Annotated in this window: 19 protein-coding genes; 6 read left to right on the top strand and 13 right to left on the bottom strand. The window is 70.1% G+C overall.

Annotation, left to right across the window (positions count from 1 at the left end):
* From ACFWHU_RS37705 to ACFWHU_RS37740, 8 genes are all read right to left on the bottom strand, one after another.
* On the bottom strand, positions 1–1,058 hold a 1,058-nt coding region (locus ACFWHU_RS37705; RefSeq protein ID WP_387230800.1), incomplete at its 3' end, for an Ig-like domain-containing protein.
* Between the two features lie 627 nt (positions 1,059–1,685).
* A complete protein-coding gene (locus tag ACFWHU_RS37710) occupies positions 1,686–1,841 on the bottom strand; it encodes a hypothetical protein (RefSeq protein ID WP_385795358.1) in 156 nt (51 codons plus the stop codon).
* A gap of 194 nt (positions 1,842–2,035) precedes the next feature.
* Entirely contained in the window at positions 2,036–2,323 is a 288-nt protein-coding gene (locus ACFWHU_RS37715) for a hypothetical protein (protein WP_387230802.1), read from the bottom strand.
* A gap of 213 nt (positions 2,324–2,536) precedes the next feature.
* A complete protein-coding gene (locus tag ACFWHU_RS37720) occupies positions 2,537–3,751 on the bottom strand; it encodes a Rieske 2Fe-2S domain-containing protein (protein ID WP_385795364.1) in 1,215 nt (404 codons plus the stop codon).
* Positions 3,752–3,954: 203 nt separating this feature from the next.
* Positions 3,955–6,180 carry a bifunctional serine/threonine-protein kinase/ABC transporter substrate-binding protein gene (locus tag ACFWHU_RS37725; protein ID WP_387230804.1) on the bottom strand — a complete coding sequence of 742 codons (2,226 nt, stop codon included), beginning with the start codon at positions 6,178–6,180 and terminating at the stop codon, positions 3,955–3,957.
* Positions 6,180–8,336, bottom strand: a complete 2,157-nt coding sequence (locus tag ACFWHU_RS37730) for a bifunctional serine/threonine-protein kinase/ABC transporter substrate-binding protein (protein WP_387230806.1) — start codon at positions 8,334–8,336, stop codon at positions 6,180–6,182. Before ACFWHU_RS37730 ends, ACFWHU_RS37725 begins: the two co-directional genes overlap by 1 nt.
* Complete coding sequence (locus tag ACFWHU_RS37735) at positions 8,333–9,178, bottom strand: hypothetical protein (protein WP_387230808.1); 846 nt, start codon at positions 9,176–9,178, stop codon at positions 8,333–8,335. Before ACFWHU_RS37735 ends, ACFWHU_RS37730 begins: the two co-directional genes overlap by 4 nt.
* Before the next feature lie 319 nt (positions 9,179–9,497).
* Positions 9,498–10,451, bottom strand: a complete 954-nt coding sequence (locus tag ACFWHU_RS37740; protein WP_387230810.1) for an alpha/beta hydrolase family protein — start codon at positions 10,449–10,451, stop codon at positions 9,498–9,500.
* Between the two features lie 162 nt (positions 10,452–10,613).
* Here ACFWHU_RS37740 and ACFWHU_RS37745 point away from each other — a divergent pair, with 162 nt between their 5' ends.
* Complete coding sequence (locus tag ACFWHU_RS37745; protein ID WP_385795378.1) at positions 10,614–11,009, top strand: MerR family transcriptional regulator; 396 nt, start codon at positions 10,614–10,616, stop codon at positions 11,007–11,009.
* 185 nt (positions 11,010–11,194) lie between these two features.
* Positions 11,195–11,716 carry a nuclear transport factor 2 family protein gene (locus ACFWHU_RS37750; RefSeq protein WP_385795381.1) on the top strand — a complete coding sequence of 174 codons (522 nt, stop codon included), beginning with the start codon at positions 11,195–11,197 and terminating at the stop codon, positions 11,714–11,716.
* 188 nt (positions 11,717–11,904) lie between these two features.
* Here the strand turns inward: ACFWHU_RS37750 and ACFWHU_RS37755 are convergent, their stop codons facing one another.
* The 3 genes from ACFWHU_RS37755 to ACFWHU_RS37765 form a co-directional block, all read right to left on the bottom strand.
* Positions 11,905–12,762 carry an ABC transporter ATP-binding protein gene (locus ACFWHU_RS37755; protein ID WP_387230812.1) on the bottom strand — a complete coding sequence of 286 codons (858 nt, stop codon included), beginning with the start codon at positions 12,760–12,762 and terminating at the stop codon, positions 11,905–11,907.
* A complete protein-coding gene (locus tag ACFWHU_RS37760; RefSeq protein WP_387230814.1) occupies positions 12,746–13,801 on the bottom strand; it encodes an ABC transporter substrate-binding protein in 1,056 nt (351 codons plus the stop codon). Before ACFWHU_RS37760 ends, ACFWHU_RS37755 begins: the two co-directional genes overlap by 17 nt.
* 123 nt (positions 13,802–13,924) lie before the next feature.
* Positions 13,925–14,800, bottom strand: a complete 876-nt coding sequence (locus tag ACFWHU_RS37765) for an ABC transporter permease (RefSeq protein WP_385795390.1) — start codon at positions 14,798–14,800, stop codon at positions 13,925–13,927.
* Between the two features lie 679 nt (positions 14,801–15,479).
* Between ACFWHU_RS37765 and ACFWHU_RS37770 the strand changes: the two genes are divergently transcribed.
* Complete coding sequence (locus ACFWHU_RS37770) at positions 15,480–15,713, top strand: hypothetical protein (RefSeq protein WP_387230826.1); 234 nt, start codon at positions 15,480–15,482, stop codon at positions 15,711–15,713.
* Here ACFWHU_RS37770 and ACFWHU_RS37775 read toward each other — a convergent pair.
* Positions 15,685–16,053 carry a MerR family transcriptional regulator gene (locus tag ACFWHU_RS37775; RefSeq protein ID WP_387230816.1) on the bottom strand — a complete coding sequence of 123 codons (369 nt, stop codon included), beginning with the start codon at positions 16,051–16,053 and terminating at the stop codon, positions 15,685–15,687. The two genes, ACFWHU_RS37770 and ACFWHU_RS37775, sit on opposite strands and share 29 nt — an antisense overlap.
* A 56-nt stretch (positions 16,054–16,109) precedes the next feature.
* Here ACFWHU_RS37775 and ACFWHU_RS37780 point away from each other — a divergent pair, with 56 nt between their 5' ends.
* A complete protein-coding gene (locus ACFWHU_RS37780) occupies positions 16,110–17,252 on the top strand; it encodes a serine hydrolase domain-containing protein (RefSeq protein WP_387230818.1) in 1,143 nt (380 codons plus the stop codon).
* A gap of 73 nt (positions 17,253–17,325) precedes the next feature.
* Here the strand turns inward: ACFWHU_RS37780 and ACFWHU_RS37785 are convergent, their stop codons facing one another.
* Positions 17,326–17,748, bottom strand: coding sequence for a VOC family protein (locus ACFWHU_RS37785; protein WP_385795399.1), 423 nt, complete (start codon positions 17,746–17,748; stop codon positions 17,326–17,328).
* 156 nt (positions 17,749–17,904) lie between these two features.
* On the opposite strand from ACFWHU_RS37785, the gene ACFWHU_RS37790 reads away from it, so the two are divergent.
* Together ACFWHU_RS37790 and ACFWHU_RS37795 are read left to right on the top strand one after the other, a co-directional pair.
* Positions 17,905–18,903, top strand: a complete 999-nt coding sequence (locus ACFWHU_RS37790) for a helix-turn-helix transcriptional regulator (protein ID WP_387230820.1) — start codon at positions 17,905–17,907, stop codon at positions 18,901–18,903.
* A 120-nt stretch (positions 18,904–19,023) separates the two neighbouring features.
* Positions 19,024–19,251 carry a twin-arginine translocation signal domain-containing protein gene (locus ACFWHU_RS37795; protein ID WP_387230822.1) on the top strand — a complete coding sequence of 76 codons (228 nt, stop codon included), beginning with the start codon at positions 19,024–19,026 and terminating at the stop codon, positions 19,249–19,251.
* The last annotated feature ends 72 nt before the right edge of the window (positions 19,252–19,323 follow it).

Raw genomic sequence — 19,323 nt, forward strand, 5'->3', positions numbered from 1 at the left:
ACGCAGGCCTCGCCGCCCGCGTCGAGGGGTACGGTCTCGTTCAGCCCGGCTCCGGTGAAGGTGACCGTTCCGGTGGGGGTGCCGCTGCCGGGTGGCACTGCTGTGACGGTGGCGCAGACGGTCACGGTCTGGCCGCATACGGAGGGGTCGGGGTTGACCGACACGGTGGTGGTGCTGGCCGCCTGGTTGACCGTCACGTCGAAGGTCCCGGTCGCGCTCGCGTAGCACTCGTCGCCGCCGTAGGCGACGGTGACCGTGCCCGTCTCCAGCACGGTCGTGGTCACGCACGCCTCGCCGCCCGCGTCCAGGGGAACGGTCTCGTTGAGTCCGCCGGGGCCGGTGAAGGTCACCGAGCCCGACGGGTTGCCGACGCCCGAGGCGACCGGGGCGACGGTGGCACAGAGCGTCACCGTCTCGCCGCACACCGACGGGTCGGGGTCCACCGAGACGGCGACCGAGACGGGCGCCTGGTTGACGACGTGAAGGGTCAGGGGGGAGTTCGACCCGTCGAAGTTCGCGTCGCCGGTGTAGAAGGCGGCTGCCTGGTGGAAGCCGACGTCCAGGTTGCTGAGGCTGACCTGCGCCTGGCCGGTCATGTCCACGGGGGCGGTCAGCACCGGACCGTCGTCGCTGATGATGAAGGACACGAGCCCGGTGGGGGTTCCCGCGCCCGGCGGAACCGGGGTCACCTGGGCGGTGAAGGTCACCGTCTCGCCGCACACCGAGGGTTCGGGGTCGAAGGCCAGCGTGGTGGTGGTCTCCCCGAGGTTGACCTCTTGGGTGTCCGCGCCCGTGGACGGGTCGTACTCGGAGTCGCCCGAGTAGTTGGCCTCCACTCCGTGGAGACCGACCTCCAGATCGCTGGTTGTGTACTGTGCCTGGCCGCTCAGGTCGAGCGGCACCGTCGCGACGGACGCGCCGTCGACGACGAACTCGACGCTGCCGGTCAGGGTGGGGCCGCCGGAGAGATCCGGCTGGACGGTGGCGGTGAAGGTGACCGGCTGGCCGAATACGGATGGATCCGGTGCCGAGGTCACGGCGGTGTTCGAACTGGCCATGGTATGGCTCCCTTTCGGATGACCCACGAAAGCAGTGATCGCCTTCGCCCGTTCGGCGTGGGGCCGGAGCGCGGAACGTACGCGAACACGCTGGTGCGGCGTTCCGGTAAGAGCCCTTATCCACACGGAGTTGGGGCACATCACCTGCTGGTATCAGCAGTAGGCATTCCGATCGGGGTTGTGGGCTAGATGGGCGAACGAAATATCACCCCTTCAGGTCGGCGCACTCAGGCGCGCGAGAGGCGGTAAACCCGGATCGCGCGGCGCCTTGGGCGCGCCCTTGTCGCCGTACTGCTCCCCCGGGAAGGGAAACGCTTCCTTTTCCGCTGTCGTCCCGGGCGCACAACTGGGCGGGTTCGGGGCGCACTTGCGCTCCCAGGGGCCGCTCCGGCGGACTCATGGGCGGAAAGGAGACGACTTCACGCTGCGGCGAACCGCGGTATTTCTGCGAGGTATCCGTGATTTCGGGGAGGGACATGGCATGCCGCAGCCCCTCGGCACACCGGCTGTCCGGTGTGCCGAGGGGCTGCTGGTGGAACGCCGCTGCTTCCGGCGGTCCGCCGGGGTAGGGGCGGGGCGGGGGTGCCTACCGGGCGCGCGCCGTGTCCCCGGTGCGGTGGCGCGGGCCTACCGGCGGACTGCCGTGATGGAGCCGCGCCCGCCCGCCCTCCTGTTGGCGTCGTCGGCCTCCCGCCGCGTGAGGTAGTCGCGCGTGACCCCGTTGGGGAGGGCCAGCCGGTAGACAATCGTGGACCGGTCGGTGCGCCCGCAGTTGCATGCCATGGTCTTCCTCCTTCTGTGCGGCCGGCTCCGGCGGCCGGTCAAAGGGGAAGGGCCGGGGGGGAATTGCAGGTCAGGACCGGGGCCCCGGCTCGTTCCCTTTCCTTTTATCCCCGGGGCGCCGCACCTCGACACTCGTCGCCACATAGTCATATTTACATGAGGCGGCGAGGCTGAGGAATCCCCCGACGCGGCTGTCAGTCAAGCCAGTTGGCGGCCAGTCCGGTGAGGTAGGAAAGGGTGAGCGCCGTGGCGCCCGCCTGGAACCACGTTTCCTCACCGGCCCAGTGGGCGAGCGAGGTGACGGCGCCCGCGACCCAGATACTGACGCACCATCCGCAGGTGACCAGATACGCCGGATGGGAGTCTTCGCCGAAACGGTCGGCGACCCGGGAGCGGAATCCCGCGGCGAGGACGTCCTTGGTAATGAATCGTGTGACGCGACAGACCGTGCCGAGCGACAGGAGAAAGACCAGCGCACTCATGGAATTCATCGTAGGGTTTCCGCTCCCCGCCCCTCTCGCGTTTCCCCGAATCGGGCAGGAGGGCCGAAACGGCGGGACATACGGGAAAGCGCCGGCGTGCGCCGCAGGCGGTTGAGCCACAGGGTGCGCCCCCGCCGCCGGACACGACCTGGCACTCAGAACGCGGCCCGTGCGGCGGCCCAAGGGCTGGGCGCGCCGGCCGTACGTCACCGCTCATAGCGGTGGTTGACGGTCGGCGTGGGCCTCGGCGCCCGGCGCGGGGTCGGTGTGGCGCGCGTTGCCGCAGAGCGTAGACGCGGCGCACAGGTCCGCTTTCGACCGGATGGGAACGCCGTTGGAGCGCAGCACCTTCCGGACGTCGAGGATCAGCGGGAAGACCTCCTGGTTCCAGTCCGAGCCCTGTTCGTCCCAGGCCCGCTGCTCCGACTCCACCGCCATCCGGTCCTCCGCGAACACCCGCTCGGTGAAGCGCCGGATCAACGGCCAGGCGAGGCGGAGCGCACCGGGGGCGGACGGCTTCCGGATCATGAGCAGACCGTAGACGTGATTCGTGCGCTGCTCGGCATCCTCCGGTACGTATGCCACCCACAGTGAGAACGCCGGGAGTTCGGACTTCTCGGGGAGCGCCTGAAGGGTCTGGTACGGGTACTCCGTACGTACGGTGATGACGTCCGGCGACTTGCCGCCGCCGATGCCTTCGGCGGAGAGCAGCCCCGCACCGCGGTCCTTCCTTCCGCCCGCGGGAGTGAACAGGTACCGGGCTTCCACGGAGTGCGGACCGGTGTCGTAGCCGAGCAGTTCCGGCTGGATCCGGCCGAGGACGCCCCTGTGCAGGAACTGGTGGTTCATGTCGAGCAGGTTCTCGTGCATGAACGAGTAGTGGCAGTGCACCTTGCGCGAGAAGGTCATGGTCCGGTGCTTGGCCGAAGCGTAGGCGGGCAGTTCGGGAAGCGGTGTGTCGGCGGCCTTCTCCGGGTCACCGGGGAACACGAAGACCAGTCCGTACGTTTCGCGGACCGGGTAGGCGCGCACGCCGCGCGGCGGCCGGTCCACGCCCTTGGGCAGATACGGGATCTGCGAGATCCGGCCGTTTCCCCGGTAGGCCCAGGCGTGGTAACAGCACCGCAGGGACTCACCTTCCACGACACCCATGCTCAGCGGTACCTGGCGGTGAGCACACCGGTCCTCCAGGGCGTAGACGGTGCCGCTCCCACCGCGGAACAGAGCGATCCGCTCACCCGCGAACCTGGCGGCGAAGGTGCTGTTCTTCCGTACGCTCCCGGATACGGCGACCGGATACCAGAAGTCGGGATTGATCCCGGTACGGCGAAGGTCGGCCACAGCGGGGGAGGGGGAGGGCACGACGTGTCGCTCGTTCGCCGTTCCGGGCCTGTCGGCCCCGTCCTGCGCGGACTGCGTCTCGGTCATACGATTCTCCCTCGCCCGCAGGTCGTTCCAGTGGTGGGCCCTGCTCCGGACCGCGACACGATCGCGGACAACGCGGGACCGGCGATCTCGGGCAGCCTGTCCCATACAAAGGCCATCCAGCGGGAACGGCACCTTTTGCGCATCCGGTGGAGTCGCGGGGGAGGGCAGGGGGAGGGGCCGCAGAGCCGAAGACAGCCGCGTAGTTACTCGACCTCGTCGTACCGGCCCAGGAAGCGGAAGCTCTGCCCCTTCGCCTGGAACAGGAAGTACAACGGCGTCTCCTGCTCCAGGGCGTTGGTGCCGTCCGTGGTGAAGCGGAGAGTCTTGGCGATTCCCTCGTATCCCTCGTACTCGGCGTCGAACAGGCGCTGAGCCACGGCGACCGGTTCGATGTCGGCCGCTCCGCCCAGATTCTTGAGGGTGCGAGCGACCAGTCCGACGCTGTCGTACGCCTCCGGGGACCAGCGTCCGGGTGCGGTGCCGTACCTCTTGCGGTAGGCGGTCCTGAACGTGCGGGACACGCCGGCAGGGTCGGTGAAGGGGGCGGCGAACACCCACTCCTGACCCGCGCTTCCGGCCTTCTGGAGGAAGGCTGGACTCATGATGCGCCAGGTGCCGAGCCGCGGTCCGGTGAAGCGCGCCTCGGCGAGTGCGCGGGCGCAGCGCGCGGCGCGTTCAGGTGCTGTGCCGCTGAAGACGACGGCCTGTGCCTTCGCCGCGAGGGCGTCGCGCACGGCGGGAGCGAAGTCGTCGCTGTCGGCGGCGACAGTATGGACACTTGTCTCGCCCCCGCTGTGCGACGCCAGCGAGAGCGAGTTGACGAGGACCGAGCCGGCCCGACCCGCCGCCAGGTCGTCGATGACAGCGGTGCGGTCGGTCCGTTGCCCGGAGTAGTACGACACCAGTGGCACGGCCAGGGACGATTCGGGGCCCCGGGTGACCCGCAGCGTCGTCAGGTTCAGGTCGGCCCCCATGAACTCCTCGCCGTCCGAGGAGATCAGCACCATCGCCGTGCGGGCCTCCTGGTAGACCGGGGCTGCGGCGAGCGCCGCCGCCGGCGTGCCGAGGCCGAGGACCGCGCTCACCCCGGCGTCGGTGAAGCGCCGGGCCGCCTCCTCGGCGCGGGCCGGGACACCCTGGTCGTCAACGGTGTCGAGGGCGAGGCGGAAGGTGATCCCCGCGCGCTTGTTGTGCTGTTCCACGGCGAGCCGCGCCGCACGCTCCTGCGCCACACCGTTCACCTTGTCCGAGCCGCTCAGGTCGGCCTGGAAGCCGAGGGTGTGCACGGGAAGGTCGCCGCCCGAGCCCTCCGAGTCGCCGGTGCTCCCTCGTCCGGCCGTCAGATAGGCGGTGACTCCGCCGCCGACGGCGACCACGGAAGCCGCCGCGCCCCCCATCAGCAGGGCACGCCGCCGTGTCGGTGGGCGGGCGTCCCGGGGCCCGGCGGACGGCGAGTGTGCGGTGGCGGTCGGGCTGTCGTCGTCGCCCTGGGGTTGCCGTGGGGCTCGGTGGGGTGTGGGCACGTCCAGCGCCCGCGCGGAGCGTTCGGCGATCACGCGCAGGACGGCCGACGGCAGCCACCCCTCGTCCCGGCCGCCGGCGATGTTCCGCGCGAGCGGGACGCGCGGGTCGTCGAGCGTGGCCGCGACGTCCCTGACCGTCGGGCGCTCGGCCGGGTCCTTGGCCAGGCATCCCCGGATCAGTGCCAGGAGCTCGCCGGGCACTTCCGCCAGGTCGGGCTCCTCGTGCACGGTACGGAAGAGGACACCCGCGGCGTTCCCGGCGCCGAACGGGCGCCGGCCGGAGGACGCGTACGCCAGGACGCACCCCAGCGAGAAGACGTCGCCGGGCGGGCCGACCTCCCCCGCGCGGGCCTGTGCCTGTTCCGGAGCGAGGAAGCCGGGCGTTCCGACGACGGCGTCGGGTGCGGTGAGCGCGGTGGCGCCCCCGGCGTAGGCGATGCCGAAGTCGATGAGGCGGGGGCCGTCGAGGGCGAGGAGTACGTTGCCCGGTTTCACGTCGCGGTGCACAAGTCCCGCGTCGTGTACGGCGGTCAGTGCCTCGGCCAGCCGGGATCCCAGGGCCCGTACGGCGGCCGGCGGCAGCGCCCCGAAGCCGTCGACGGCCTCGGCCAGCGAGGGGCCGGGTACGAACTCCGTGGCCAGCCAGGGCTCCCGGGCCTCCGCGTCGGCGGCCAGGACCGGCACGAGCCAGCGCCCGTTCAGACCGCGGACCGCGGTCACCTCGCGCCGGAACCGGGTGCGGAAGGAAGGATCCGCCGCGTGCTGCGCGTGGATCGTCTTGAGCGCGACGAGTACCCCGCCCGCCGTACGGGCGAGATAGACGACGCCCATGCCGCCCGCGCCGAGCCGCGCCAGCAGCCGGTGCCCGCCGATGTCCTCGGGATCGCCGGCCGCCAAGGGGCGCATCAGACGTCGACCTTGCCCGCGTAGGAGTACCGGCCGCCCTTCACCTCGTACCGGAAGACCTCGTAACCCTCGAGCCAGCGGTACTCCTTGTCGAAGGTGTACGACCGGACGACGCCGTTGTACGTGTCCTTCACCAGCAGGTCGAACAGCTCCTTCGGGGAAGGCCGGCCGCCGGCCTCGGTGAGGCGGCTGATGACCATCCGGGCGACGTCGTACGCCTCTGCCGCCCAGTACGGAGGCGCGGAGCCGTACCGCTTTCGGTAGGCGGTGGCGAAGGCGCGGACGGGGGAGGCCGACGGGTCGATGTACGGCGCGAAGATCTGCCAGCCGTCGGCGGCGGCGCCGGCGGCGGTCAGGAACTCCTTCTCAGCCGACGGATAGCCGAGCACGCGCAGGCCGTCGAAATCCGTCCCCGCGAGGGCGCGCGCGACGGCGGCGGCTCGGGCGGGGGTGCCCGTGAAGGCGAAGGCGTCGGGCTTGTTCGCGACCATCTCGGCGACGATCGGAGTGAGGTCCTCGGCCAGCCGTGGTGCGACGCGCGGCTCGCCGGCGATCTTGAGGACGCCGAGGTTCTGGAACATCGTGTTGCCGAGCTGCCAGGCGGGCATGCCGCCGCCGCGGTCGACCAGTACGCTCACGCGCCGGGCGCCCTGCGCGTGGAGGGAGAAGGCGGCCGTGGCCGGCAGATGGGTGTAGGAGGGGACGGCCTGGAGGAAGTGGCGAGGGTCGGATGTGCCGTACGGGCTCTGCGCGGAGGAGGCCGTGAGCTGGGGTATGAGCCGTTCGTCGTAGCCGCCCAGGCTCGCCCCGGTGGTCGCGTCACCCGTCGAGCCGATGACGGCGAGCAGATCGCGGTCGGCGGCGAGAGTCCGGGCCACCTTGGCCGCACGGGTCGTGTCGCCCCGGTCGTCGACGGCCTTGAGGGTGAGGGCGAAGGGCTTGTCCTCGCGGGAGTTGAACTGTTCCACGGCCAGCCGAATCCCGCGTTCCTGGCCCCGTCCGACGGCTCTCTGCGGGCCCGTCAGGTCGGCCTGGACGCCGAGGACCCAGCGGCGGACTCGGGGCGAGGCGGCCGGCGAGGCGTCGTCGCGCTGAGCGGCCCACAGGGCGCCGCCGCCACCGGCGGCCAGCAGCGCCGCGCCGCCGATCAGCAGAAAACGGCGGCGGCCGGTGGCGCTCGGTGTCTGCGCCGCGTCTGCTGGAACGTCCGAGGGATTCGAGTCCTCAGGCTGTCCCTCCGCCCTCGCGTCGAGGGCCGTCGCCTCGATGCCCGGGAGAGCGAGCATCGAGGCGGAACGGTCGGCGATGAGCCGTACCACCGCGTCGGGCAGCCAGTCGACGGTGTCCTCGGGTGTCTCCTCGACCAGCGTCTCGTCCACCTCGCCGGCGGTGGGCCGGTCGTCCGGGTCCTTGGCGAGACAGCGCTCCAGAAGACGACGTGTGTCGTCGGGGACGCCGTCGAGGTCGGGTTCGTCGTGCACCGTGCGGTACAGGAGGGCGTCGACGGCGCCGGTCCCGAAGGGCGGGCGCCCGGTGATCGCATAGGCCAGGAGACAGCCGAGGGCGAAGACATCACTCGCTGGCGAGGCGGGCTGGGCCCGCGCCTGTTCCGGAGCGAGAAAGCCGGGCGTGCCGATGACCATGTCGGCGGAGGTGAGCGCCGTCTCCTCGGTGGCGTGGGCGATGCCGAAGTCGATGAGGCGGGGGCCACCGACGGTGAGCAGCACGTTGCCGGGCTTGACGTCGCGGTGCACAAGTCCCGCCTCGTGCACCGTGGTCAGGGCGCGCGCCAGCATCCGGCCGAGGACGCGGACGCCCCGCGACGGCAGCGGGCCGCAGGCGGTGACGGCCTCGGCCAGCGAGGGACCGGGAACGAAGGCGGTCGCGAGCCAGGGCGCGGACGCGTCCGGGTCGGCGCCGGTGACGGACACGGCCCAAGGGCTGTCCACACGCCTGGCCGCGGTGACCTCACGGCGGAAGCGGGCGCGGAACTCGGGCTGGTCCGCGTACTCGGGGAGGATCACCTTGACGGCGGCCAGCTCCCCCGACTCGGCGCGGCCGAGATAGACCACGCCCATGCCGCCCGCGCCGAGCCGGGCGAGCAGCCGGTGACCCCCGATGTGCGCCGGGTCGGTGGGGACGAGCTTCTCGGTCATCGACGGTCGTCCCTCGTGTCGTCCTTGGCGCCGCCACTCGGCTCCGACGGGTCGCGCTCGATCGCGCCCCTGAGACGGGAGCGCATCCCCACGTGCGGATCCCGTAGGCGGTCGAACAAGTCGGCCTGTGACCAGCCTTTGACACCCTTGGCCGAGACGGCGAGGGTGAACTGACCGATCCGGGTCTGCTCCCAGATGTACGGATTCACGCCACCGAGTCCCTCCGCGGTACCCGTATAACTGCCGAGTTCGGTGAGGGAGTCCTCGGCGAACTCGTTCCCGGACTCACCGAAGGAGGCCGGGACGTTCCTCAGATCCGTGATCAACTCGTCGGAGCGCAACATCTGCTCGGGGCAGCGCATCATCTCCTCCAGGACCTCGGCGTTCTCCCAGTCGGCCTGCTCGGGAGTGCGGTGCACCGTGACCACCGCACTCAGCCGGAGGGGGCCTCTGTCCCCGCTCGCCGGTATCTCGTACGAGCGGGTGAGTGTGGCGAGGACGTCCTTCGGGAGCCCGCGCTGCTCCCAGACACAGTCCTCGCCAAGGACCGGCCAGCGCCGTGGGTCGCTCTCGTACGGGGGCCGGCGTACCGCGCCGGGGCCGAAATCGGCAGGGCCCGGGAGGACGTCCCGGATCAGGACGGTGGCCTGCGCCCGGGTGTTCGGGAGTCGGGCGGGGGAGATGTCGACGACTTCGGTCGGGGTCGGGGACGGGGACGGCGAAGCGCTCGCGGTGGCGCTGTTCTTCTTCGCCGACGCCGATTCCCGCGGTTCGCCGCTTCCGTCGGAGGTGCAGCCGGCGAGCACGACGCACATCCCGACGGCACAGCCGGCACGTGCCATTCGGCCTGTTACGACCACAAGTCCCCCATGCAATCATCCGCTCACCCTGAGTCTTCGACGATCCTAGGCAGCAACGGCCCCGGGACTTGCTCCGGTTGACGATCTCGTGGCGGAGCCGTACCCCATCTGTCACACGGCCCGCGTGAACACCGCCTGGGCGGGCGGTGGTTGAGGGCGGAACAAGGGCAAGGGCATGCCGTAGCACCGCTCGGCGCCACAACCCGTGGGCGGCTCCTGTGACCGCACCTCACTCCGGCCGTCACCCTCTTGAGGGCCGCGGCCGGACCCTTCTGTCGGAGGCCACGTTCGTGCGCGAGCTTCACTTGGATTCGATCCGCCCCATGGGAGCGACGCTCTCCGACACGGCCGTCTGCGCCGCCCTCCAGCCGGTGTCGTCGATGCCGAGTGCATGGCGAAGGTAGGCCCAGGTGACCCGCTGGATCAGGGCCACGCGCTCGGGGTTCTCGTCCGTCGTCTCTCCGGCTTCGTAGCCGGTGATTCCGCCGAGGGAGTGCTCCGCCCCGAACAGGGTGAGCAGGCTCTTGCGTCCCGGGCTCAGGTGGTACGGGTCGGTGAGCCACTCCGGTCCTCTGACGGACAGCGGCAGTTCGTCCTTGTCCCCCGCGATCACGAGGGTCTGTGTGGTCATGTGCGCGAAGTCGGGTCCCTTCAACCACGGGAGGTTCTCGGCCGCGAAGGGGGTCAGGTCGGCGCCGCCCCTGCCGGCCGTCGCGAGCAGCACGCCCGCCTTGATACGCGAGTCGGACAGGTCTTCCGTCTTCTTGCTCACCGGATCGAGGACGCGCAGGCCCAGCAGATTGCCCGCTGTCTGGCCGCCGAAGGAGTGTCCCGCCGCGGCGATGCGACTTCGGTCCAGGCGCCCGCCGAGACCGGGAACGGCGGCCGCCAGCAGGTCGAGCTGGTCAAGGATGTTTTTCATGTCCTGGACGCGGAAGCGCCAGAGTCGCGGTGTGCGGGGATCGCCGTGGGGAAGACCCACGGTCCTGGAGTCGAGGTGGGTGGGCTGAATCACCACGAAACCGTGAGCGGCCCAGAAGTCGGCCAGAGGGCCGTAGCCGTTCAACGACGACCCGAAACCGTGCGAGAAGACGATGACCGGCAGTTGGTCTCCGGTCGTCGGTGCGGAAATCCTCACCCGCAGGTCCTCACCACGGCCCGGGGCGTCCAGCACCACCGGCTTCACCGAGACGACGGGAGTGGGGGCGGGGACGGTGATGGCCACGTGCGTGGCCGCCGCGTCTGATGTGGTCATGGCAGATCTTCCTTCGCGTTTCCGATGGGATGCCGTTGAACAACCTGGTCACGGTCTCGTCCCTCGCCTTGGCGGAGGGCGTGAGCCGTTGCGAGATACGCTAAAACCTGACGTTGACGTCAGAGGCAAGAAGTGTTGTCCGGCTCACATCGGAGAGACATGATGCGTATCGGCGAGCTCGCGGGCAGGACAGGCGTCAGCGTTCGGGCGCTGCGGTACTACGAGGAACAGAACCTGCTCGCTTCGGAACGCAGCCCCAGCGGCCAGCGGCAGTACCCGGACAGCGCGGTCGACCGTGTCCAGCTGATTCAGCAGTTGTACGCTGCCGGGCTGCCGAGCAAGTCGATCGCGGACCTGCTGCCGTGTGTCGTGGACGGTGAGGCCACGCCGGAGCTGCTCGACCGGCTTTCGGCGGAACGGGATCGCATCGACAGCCGGATCGGCGATCTGGTGAGCGCCCGGGACAGGCTGGGCACCGTCATGGCCGCCGCCACCGCGAACTGGCGAACAGGCGAACGCTGCCGGCCCGATCACGAAGCTGCTCGGCGTCTCCCATAAGTGCCTGACACTGTCGGGATCTTGAGGATCTTGAGGGTCGGGAGCTCGGCGGCATGGGCGGCCAATGGTCCCTGGCCGGGTGCGCCCTGCCTGGGTACGGCATGTCCTGGTTGTTCACGGGCCACCGGCAGAACATGGGTGAACGGTAAGGCGAAAGCGGTAAACAGACTGGGAGGAGCGACCGCATGGAACAGCGCAGCCGACGCGGATTCGTCACACTCGCCGCCGCGACGGGCGGTCTGCTGGTCGTGGGGACACCGGCGGAAGCGATTCCCCGGCGTGGACGGAGCCTGGTCACACCTCATGGGTCCGACCGCGAGCGGGTGAACAAGGCGATCGTACGAAGGGCGTTCGCGCGCCAGAACAGCGGCGGGAGCTTCTACGAGGTCCTGGACGAGCACGTCGTCTGGACGGTGGTCAACGGGCGGACCTACCACAGCAGGCAGGAGTTCCTGGAGGAGGGAGCGGCGCCGATCCTGACCCGTCTGGCCACCCATCTGCACATGACACCGCAGGACTTGTGGGCCGACGGTGACACGGTCGTCGCCCGCTTCGAGGGGGACGCGACCGCCCTCGACGGGCTGCCCTACCACAACGAGTACTGCTGGGTGCTGACCTTCCGGCGCGATGCGGTGGTACGCGCGTACGCGTACCTGGACATGGTGGCCGTCACCGAGCTCATCGACAGGGTCGAGGCGCCACGCTGACGCCAGGACGGTGGGGCGGAGGAGGACTGTCCTCCGCCCCACGTGAGGCACACGTACCCGGGGCCGCCTCTGGCTGCGACTCGTACAACGCGACCGCGTCCGCATGCACCACGGTCCGGGGGCGCGCTGCCGCCGGCCTCACCGGCATGCTCCAAGGGCGGGGCGGGGCGGGGCGGGGCGGGGCGGGGTCAGCGGGCCGCGTCCCGTACCGCGGTGCCGATCTCGGCCCGCAGCGCGGCGTACTCGGGCAGGCCCCGCAGCTCGTCCGGGTCGTCGGCGCTCCCGTTACGAGGCAGGGAGATGGGGACGTCCAGCGCCACGGTGCCCGGACGGGCGGTCAGAACGACCGCGCGCGTGCCGAGGAAGACGGCCTCGTCCACACTGTGCGTCACGAAGACCGACGTGGTCCCGGTCTCGGCACTCACCGTCCGCAGGTCCTCCTGGAGCCGCTCACGGGTGAGCGCGTCCAACGCCGCGAACGGCTCGTCCAGCAGAAGCAGGTCCTTGCCGCCGGCCAGGGCCCTGGCGATGGCCACCCGCTGCTGCTGCCCACCCGATATCTGCCAGGTCCTGCGGCGCGCGGTGCCACCGAGCCCCACCCGCTCCAGCAACTCCTCGACGCGTGCGGGGCGTTCGGCCCGGGGGACCCCGGCGTAGCGCAGGGCCAGGGAGATGTTGTCCCCGACCGTGTGCCAGGGGAACAGCCGTGGCTGCTGGAAGACGACTCCCGCCTGACGCCCCGGCTCAGGCGGCCGGCCGTGTACGGCGACCTCGCCCGACGAGGCGTGTTCGAAGCCGGCGATCAGCCGGAGCAACGTGGTCTTCCCACACCCGGACGGGCCGACGAGTACCAGGAACTCGCCGGCCGGGATGTCCAGCGACAGCGGGCCGAGCGCGGTCACGGCGTCGTTGCCGCGCCCGTAGCGGTGATGGACTTCGCGTACGGTCACGGCGGGCGGTGTGACGGTTGGCGTGCCCTCTGGAGGGCGGGTCGCCCCGTCGTGCCGCCGGACCACGCCGGCGGGGTGCTCATTCGGTGACGGCATCGCTGAGCCCTTCCACGTACACGGACTTCTCCAGCTCCGACAGCTCCGGGGCGGCCGGAATCTGCTTCTGCCCGGCCAGGAACTCCGCCGCGCTGTGCAGGTTCCGCGCCAGGCCGCCGACCTGGCCCGGCCGGCCGAGCCACTTGTCGTCGGCCTGTTCGGCCGGCTTGAGGAAGATCCCCTGCTTGAGCTGGGCGGCGGCGTCCTCGGAGCTGATACCGAGCTGCTTGCCGACGGCTCGGGCGGCGGCCGACGGGTCGTCGTGGATCACATTCAGCGCCTGTGCCTGGGCCTTGCGCCAGGCGGTGATCACTTCGGGCTGAGCCTTGATGAAGCTGGTCGACGCCACCCCGAGGTCGAGCGTGGGCTTGTCGGCCGCGGCCAGCTCACGGCTGGTGATCAGGGTCTTCCCGCTCTTCCCGAGTTCGTCGAGCGTGGGGAGCCAGACGTAGGCCGCGTCGATGTCGCCGCGCGTCCAGGCGGCGACTATGTCCTGCGGTTCGAGGTCGAGCAGCTTGACCTTCGAAGCGTCCACGCCCGCGCCCTCGAGTGCGGCGAGCAGGCTGTAGTGCGAGGTGGAGCTGAACGGTGTCGCGACCTTACGGCCCGCCAGATCCTTGACGTCCTCGATGCCCGAACCGTCGCGGGCGACGAGTGCCTCGTTGTCGCCCGCGACATCCAGCACCCAGGTGACCTGGTACGGAATGTTCAGAGGCTCGGACAGACCGCGTGCCACCGGGCTGGAACCGATCGCGGCCAGATCCACCGAGCCCGAGACGAAAGCCGTGTTGATGGTCGCGCCGGAGTCGAATTTGATCCACTTGATGGTGTGGTCGGGCAGCGCCTTCTCCAGCCAGCCGTTCTCCTTCACGATCAAGTCGCCGCTGGGGAAAGCCTGGTAGGCGATTCGTATCGTCTTCCCGCCGCCCTCGGAATCACTGCCCCCGGCGTCGCCGGTACCGCAGGCGGTGACGGCGATCAGCGCTCCCAGAGCCGCGACGAGCGTGGTGGTGCGGCGCGGACCGCGTGTTCCGGGCATGGCGTAGTCCTTCGTTCGGTGGGCGGAGGGGAGAGCGGTGCAGCAGGGGAAGGCGCGCGGTGAGGGCGCGGGTTACGGCGGGGAGGGCGCGCGGCGACGGCGTGGGGCCGAAGTCGCCGGAAGTCAGGACAGTCGGCGCCAGGGCGCGAGTCGGTTCTCCGCGCTCCGTAGCAGGCCGTCGATCAGCAGGCCCGAGACGCCGATCGCGAAGAGGCCGAGGATGACCACGTCGGACTGGTTGTAGCGCTGGGCATCGCGGATCATCCCGCCGATGCCCGGCAGCCCGTTGACGGTCTCGGCGGCGACGACCGAGGAGTACGCGATCCCGAACGCCAGCCGTACGCCGACCAGGATCTCCGGCAGCGCCGACGGCAGGACGACGGAGGCGACCACCTGGGAGCGGCGGGCCCCGATGGCCCGCGCAGCTTCCACCAACGAGGCGGGTGCGGAGGCGACGGCGGACGCCGTGGCCACGGCCACGGGCGGCATGGCGGCGATCGCCAGCAGCCACAGTTTGGGCGCCTCGTCGATGCCGAACCAGATGATCAGCAGGCTGAAGTAGGCGAGTGGCGGCAGGGTACGGAGGAACGCGACCGCCGGTTCGAACACGACCCGCACCCACGGCAGCGTGCCCATCAGTACCCCGGCTACGAGGCCGGCCAATGTGCCGGCGCCCGCTCCGATTCCGATCCTGCGCAGGCTGATGAGCACATGCTCGATCAGAGTGTGGCCCTGGTAGCCGCGTACGCCGTCGTGGGTGCCGGACGTCATGACGAGCGCGTCCCAGACGGCGGAGGGTGGTGGCACCAGCAACGGTGACCACAACTTCAGCGCGGTCACGAGCTGCCAGAGGGCCAGCAGGACGGCCAGGGCGATCAGCCTGAGCCCCACCCTGCGCAGCCGCGCGGCCCTCTCCGGCGAGCGGCGCGGCGCGGGGGCGGTCCCGGTGGAGAGCGCCGGGCCCGACGGATCTCTCTCCGTGGCGGTGGATGTGGTCATGGCGGACTCCGTCGAAAGGGCGCGGCAAGGCGGAAGTTCGCGCCCGGGAGGGCGGACAGGGAGACAGGGGGGCCTTCCCGCAGGGCGCGAACGGTGCCTGCGGGAAAGGGAGATGCCACCGCGAAGGTGCGAGGTGCGGGCTCGGCACGCCGTACGCGAAGGATTGGATTCGCGTCAACGCGCGGTCAGGGCCGCACGGTTCGGGAAGCGCTCAGCGCCGCCGGGCCAGGCTCAACAGGAGCAGCTGGTCACACGGCAGAGATCGATGTGGAGACACTCCACGAGATACTGATCGCTGGTCACGGCAGGATTTCTAGCACAGCGTTCGTGGTCGGTACCAGGGGGTGTCCGCGACCTGGTACGGAACGGAGTCAGCGTACGGTCCAGAACTGACACCCCGTCAGTCGAATCCGGCGTGCGACGCACCCAGCCGCGCTTCTCCAGGCGGCCGACGGCCTGCGAGAGGCGGGGGAGCGAGCCCTCGGAGAGCAGGGCCAGAACGCTCATCTACAGCGTGCGCTCCCGGGTCTCGGACAGGCCGGCGAGGATCAGGTACTCGAAGTGGCTGAGCCCGGCGTCGCGTTGCAGCTGCGCATCGAGGGCGGCCGGCAGCCGGAACAACATGGCGACCAGGGTGACGAAGGTGCTGCGGTCGCGGGAGCAACTCATAGCCTCCGGCATGGGCTTGTACGAGGACTGGTCGCCCGCGATCAAGGCGATCGGCGTCCTTGAGCTGCTGGCCGCGATCGGGCTGATTCTCCCGGCGGTGACCGGCATCGCCCCGACCTGGCTGGTGGTCACGATGGTCGCGGTCCGATCTCCCGTCTCGGCGCACCCCACTGTCGGCGGCGGATCGCTGAGGTCGTCAGTCTCCTCGCGGCGGATCAGGCCGCGTGCTGTCGGAGTTCGGTGAGGTAGTCGGCGATCGCGTCACGGTTGCGGGCCAGGACGTCGATGCGCTCGGTCAGCCTGTCTCGTTCTTGTTCGAGCGCGGTCACCGTTTCGGCTGTGACGCCTTCGAAGACGATCGGGGCACGCGGTGATTCCAGGCAGGGCAGGATTCCGCGGATCGCCTGTGTCGAAAGGCCGGCGTTCAGCAGTTCGCGGATCTGCCGGACGCGGCCCAGGGCCGTTTCGCTGTAGTCACGGTAGTTGTTGGGCCCACGGGTCGAGGTGATCAAACCCTTTGCCTCGTAGAACCGCACCTGTCGCGGAGAGGCACCCGCCTGAGCGGCCAGCTGACCGATACGCATCTCAGCACACTAACGCTTGACCTTGACACCAAGGTCAAGGTTTGACCATTGTCCGCATGACCGAACTGAACGGAACCGTCAGCCCAACGTTCGAACCCGTCCGCGACGCCGTGGAGGACCAGCTGCGCAGCGGCGCCGAGGTGGGCCTGTCGCTGGCCGTCGACATCGACGGTCAGAAGGTGGTGGACCTGTGGGGCGGCCATCGCGATGCGGCACGCACGCGGCCCTGGCAGCGCGACACGATCACCAATGTGTGGTCGGTCACGAAGACGGTGACCAGCCTGGCCGCCCTGCTGCTCGTCGACGCCGGGGAACTGGACGTCTACGCACCAGTTGCCCGCTACTGGCCCGAGTTCGCCGCGAACGGGAAGCGGCATGTCGAGGTGCGGCATCTGCTGTCACACACCTCGGGCGTGTCCGGTCTGGATCACCCGGCGCGGCTTGAGGATCTGTACGACGTGCGCGCGGCGGCCACCCGAATGGCTTCTCAGAACCCTTGGTGGGAGCCCGGCACGGCTTCCGGCTATCACGTCCTCAACTACGGCCACCTGGTCGGTGAGTTGGTGTACCGCCTGACCGGCCTGCCGCTGCGCGACTTCGTGCAAGAGCACATCGCCCGGCCCCTCGGCGCCGACTTCCGGATCGGGCTGGGTGACGCCGACATCGAACGGGTGGCCGACGTCATCGCGCCGGCGCTCGACTTCGACCCCTCCACGCTCGATCACGACACCGCCGCGTACAGGACCTTCACCGGCCCCTCGTTCAGCGCCGGTGCGGCCAACACTCCGGCCTGGCGGGCGGCCGACCTCGGGGCGGCCAACGGGCACGGCAACGCCCTCGCGATCGCCGAGATCCTCGCCCCCATCGCCCGCGCGGGAGCCTCCGCCCACGGCCGGTTCCTCAAGCCCGACACCATCGGACTCATCTTCGACGAGCAGTCCAACGGCACGGACCTCGTCAACGGACTGCATCTGCGATGGGGCATCGGATACGCACTGCCCGACCGGCGCACCCTGTCCTGGATCCCTGACGGCCGCATCGCGTTCTGGGGCGGCTCAATGGCGATTATCGACCTCGACCGGCACATGACGATCAGCTACGTCATGAACAGGATGGGCCCCGACATCCTCGGCTCACAGCGGGCCGCGGCCTACACCACCGCCATCTACCGGGCCCTCGGTGTCGGCGACCTGTGCTGACCTGCGCCGTCCGGGCCGTCCGGGCGACTGCGGTGGCCCGGACGGCGCAGGCACGTCAGGTCGGGCGGCTGGTTCAGCCGTTGTACGGGGCGGTGACGTCCAGGACCCAGGTGACGCCGAAGCGGTCGGTGAGCATGCCGTACAGCGGCGCCCACTGCGCGGGCTCCAGCGGGCTCACGACGGTCGAGCCCTCGGCGAGCTTGCCCCACAGGGCGCTGATCTCCTCGGTGTCCTCTCCGCGTACGGAGACGAAGAACGGGTTCTCGCCCTGGTTCCAGGGCAGTTGCGAGGGCACGTCGTAGGCCATGACGCGGAAGCCGTTGTCGCCGACGACCTCGCCCCACATCACCCAGTCCGCCTCGCTCTCGTCCCGTACGGCGCCCGCGTCCTTGTAGGTGACCGCGACCGTACGTCCGCCGAAGACGGACCGGTAGAAGTCCAGCGCCTCGCGTGCGGCGCCCCGGAAGTTCAGGTGGGTGGTGGTGGTGACGGACATGACCTGCTCCTTGCCTCGATGTGAATACACCGCCGACCGTCCAAGCTCTGGCGGCGGGTGCCGTGACCAGGGGCGATGCCTCCCGAACGGCTCGTATGCAACCCTGACGGAGGTAGAGGACAGTGTGTGTCCTGTACTGCGAGGAGGATGGGTGTCATGCATAAAACGTCCTCGCGGCTGCTCGCACTGCTCTCGCTGCTTCAAATGCACCGTGACTGGTCCGGCGACGATCTCGCCGGACGTCTCGACATCACCTCGCGCACCGTGCGCCGTGACATCGACCGCCTGCGCGAACTCGGCTACCCGATCACCACCGTCAAAGGACCGGCCGGCGGCTACCGCCTGGAGGCCGGCACTCACCTGCCGCCCCTGCTGTTCGACGACGACCAGGCCGTCGCCCTGGCCATCGCGCTCCAGACAGCGGCCGCCGGCACCACAGTCGCCGAGGACGCGTCCCGCGCCCTGGCCACCCTCCGCCAGGTCATGCCACCCCGGCTGCGCCACCGCATCGACCTGCTGCGCATCACCGCCGTCCAGCCGACCGCGTCTCATGACACCCTCCAGGTCGAGGCGCAGGTCCTGGTGGACCTGAGCCGCGTCATCGATGCCCGCGAGGAACTGCGCTTCGACTACGCCGCGAGCTCAAGCACCTCAGTCGACAACTCCCGCCGAGTACAACCCCACCACCTGGTCACATGGCATCAACGCTGGTACCTCGTGGCCTGGGACCTCCATCGCGAGGACTGGCGTACCTTCCGCGTCGAGCGCATCCGGCCCCGCACGCCCACCGGCCCCCGCTTCGCCCCTCGTGAACTCCCCGGCGGCAACGTCTCCACTTTCATCACCAGCCGATTCCGCGGCAACGGCGGCACCACCACCGACTGGCCCTGCCAAGGCGAGGTCGTCCTCCACCTCCCGGCCGCCGACGTCGCACCCTTCGCCCAGGACGGAATCGTCGAGGAACTCGGCTCCCACTACTGCCGGCTCACCCTCGGCTCCTGGTCATGGACCGGACTCGCCGCCGCCATCGGCCGCTTCGACGCCGACATCGAGGTGATCGGCCCGCCCCAACTGGCCGCCGCCTTCGGGGACCTCGCCGCCCGCTACACCCACGCCGCCCGCACCAGGGGACCGGAGACCGGCCCGGCGCGGTGACCGCGAACAATTCCTGTTGCCGCTCGTGACCGATGCGGGTCGATGTCGTTCCCAGATGGCCCACGTGGGCATGACGGCGCCCGGGCGGCTGTCATGGCGATACCCCGGGAAGGACAGGGAATGGTCACCCGCAGAGGATTCATCGACGGAGTGTCGGCGGCCGGTGCCGCAACGCTCCTCGGTATCACCCCGTCGGCCTCCGCCACCACGCATGCAGGCCGGGCCGTGACGGACGCCGAGCTGAGGGCCCGTGACGCGATCCGAGCGACCAACGTCGGTATGCGTGCGAGCTATGCCGCGCTCAAGTCCGAACTGATCAGTCGTCTTAGACCGTGTCCTATGTGGTGAGTTTGAGTAGTCGTTTGTAGCAGCAGAGGGCGGCGGCGAGTCCGAGAAAGGCCAGGTAGTTGCGGGGGTGGC

The organism is Streptomyces sp. NPDC060366, assembly GCF_042725135.1.
In the GTDB taxonomy this organism is placed as follows: Bacteria; Actinomycetota; Actinomycetes; order Streptomycetales; family Streptomycetaceae; genus Streptomyces.

Excerpts from the sequence above, each read along its gene's own strand:
- ACFWHU_RS37710 (WP_385795358.1), bottom strand. The coding sequence starts at position 1,841 with ATGGCATGCAACTGCGGGCGCACCGACCGGTCCACGATTGTCTACCGG.
- ACFWHU_RS37715 (WP_387230802.1), bottom strand. The coding sequence starts at position 2,323 with ATGAGTGCGCTGGTCTTTCTCCTGTCGCTCGGCACGGTCTGTCGCGTC.
- ACFWHU_RS37720 (WP_385795364.1), bottom strand. The coding sequence starts at position 3,751 with ATGACCGAGACGCAGTCCGCGCAGGACGGGGCCGACAGGCCCGGAACG.
- ACFWHU_RS37725 (WP_387230804.1), bottom strand. The coding sequence starts at position 6,180 with ATGCGCCCCTTGGCGGCCGGCGATCCCGAGGACATCGGCGGGCACCGG.
- ACFWHU_RS37730 (WP_387230806.1), bottom strand. The coding sequence starts at position 8,336 with ATGACCGAGAAGCTCGTCCCCACCGACCCGGCGCACATCGGGGGTCAC.
- ACFWHU_RS37735 (WP_387230808.1), bottom strand. The coding sequence starts at position 9,178 with ATGGCACGTGCCGGCTGTGCCGTCGGGATGTGCGTCGTGCTCGCCGGC.
- ACFWHU_RS37740 (WP_387230810.1), bottom strand. The coding sequence starts at position 10,451 with ATGACCACATCAGACGCGGCGGCCACGCACGTGGCCATCACCGTCCCC.
- ACFWHU_RS37745 (WP_385795378.1), top strand. The coding sequence starts at position 10,614 with ATGCGTATCGGCGAGCTCGCGGGCAGGACAGGCGTCAGCGTTCGGGCG.
- ACFWHU_RS37750 (WP_385795381.1), top strand. The coding sequence starts at position 11,195 with ATGGAACAGCGCAGCCGACGCGGATTCGTCACACTCGCCGCCGCGACG.
- ACFWHU_RS37755 (WP_387230812.1), bottom strand. The coding sequence starts at position 12,762 with ATGCCGTCACCGAATGAGCACCCCGCCGGCGTGGTCCGGCGGCACGAC.
- ACFWHU_RS37760 (WP_387230814.1), bottom strand. The coding sequence starts at position 13,801 with ATGCCCGGAACACGCGGTCCGCGCCGCACCACCACGCTCGTCGCGGCT.
- ACFWHU_RS37765 (WP_385795390.1), bottom strand. The coding sequence starts at position 14,800 with ATGACCACATCCACCGCCACGGAGAGAGATCCGTCGGGCCCGGCGCTC.
- ACFWHU_RS37770 (WP_387230826.1), top strand. The coding sequence starts at position 15,480 with ATGGGCTTGTACGAGGACTGGTCGCCCGCGATCAAGGCGATCGGCGTC.
- ACFWHU_RS37775 (WP_387230816.1), bottom strand. The coding sequence starts at position 16,053 with ATGCGTATCGGTCAGCTGGCCGCTCAGGCGGGTGCCTCTCCGCGACAG.
- ACFWHU_RS37780 (WP_387230818.1), top strand. The coding sequence starts at position 16,110 with ATGACCGAACTGAACGGAACCGTCAGCCCAACGTTCGAACCCGTCCGC.
- ACFWHU_RS37785 (WP_385795399.1), bottom strand. The coding sequence starts at position 17,748 with ATGTCCGTCACCACCACCACCCACCTGAACTTCCGGGGCGCCGCACGC.
- ACFWHU_RS37790 (WP_387230820.1), top strand. The coding sequence starts at position 17,905 with ATGCATAAAACGTCCTCGCGGCTGCTCGCACTGCTCTCGCTGCTTCAA.
- ACFWHU_RS37795 (WP_387230822.1), top strand. The coding sequence starts at position 19,024 with ATGGTCACCCGCAGAGGATTCATCGACGGAGTGTCGGCGGCCGGTGCC.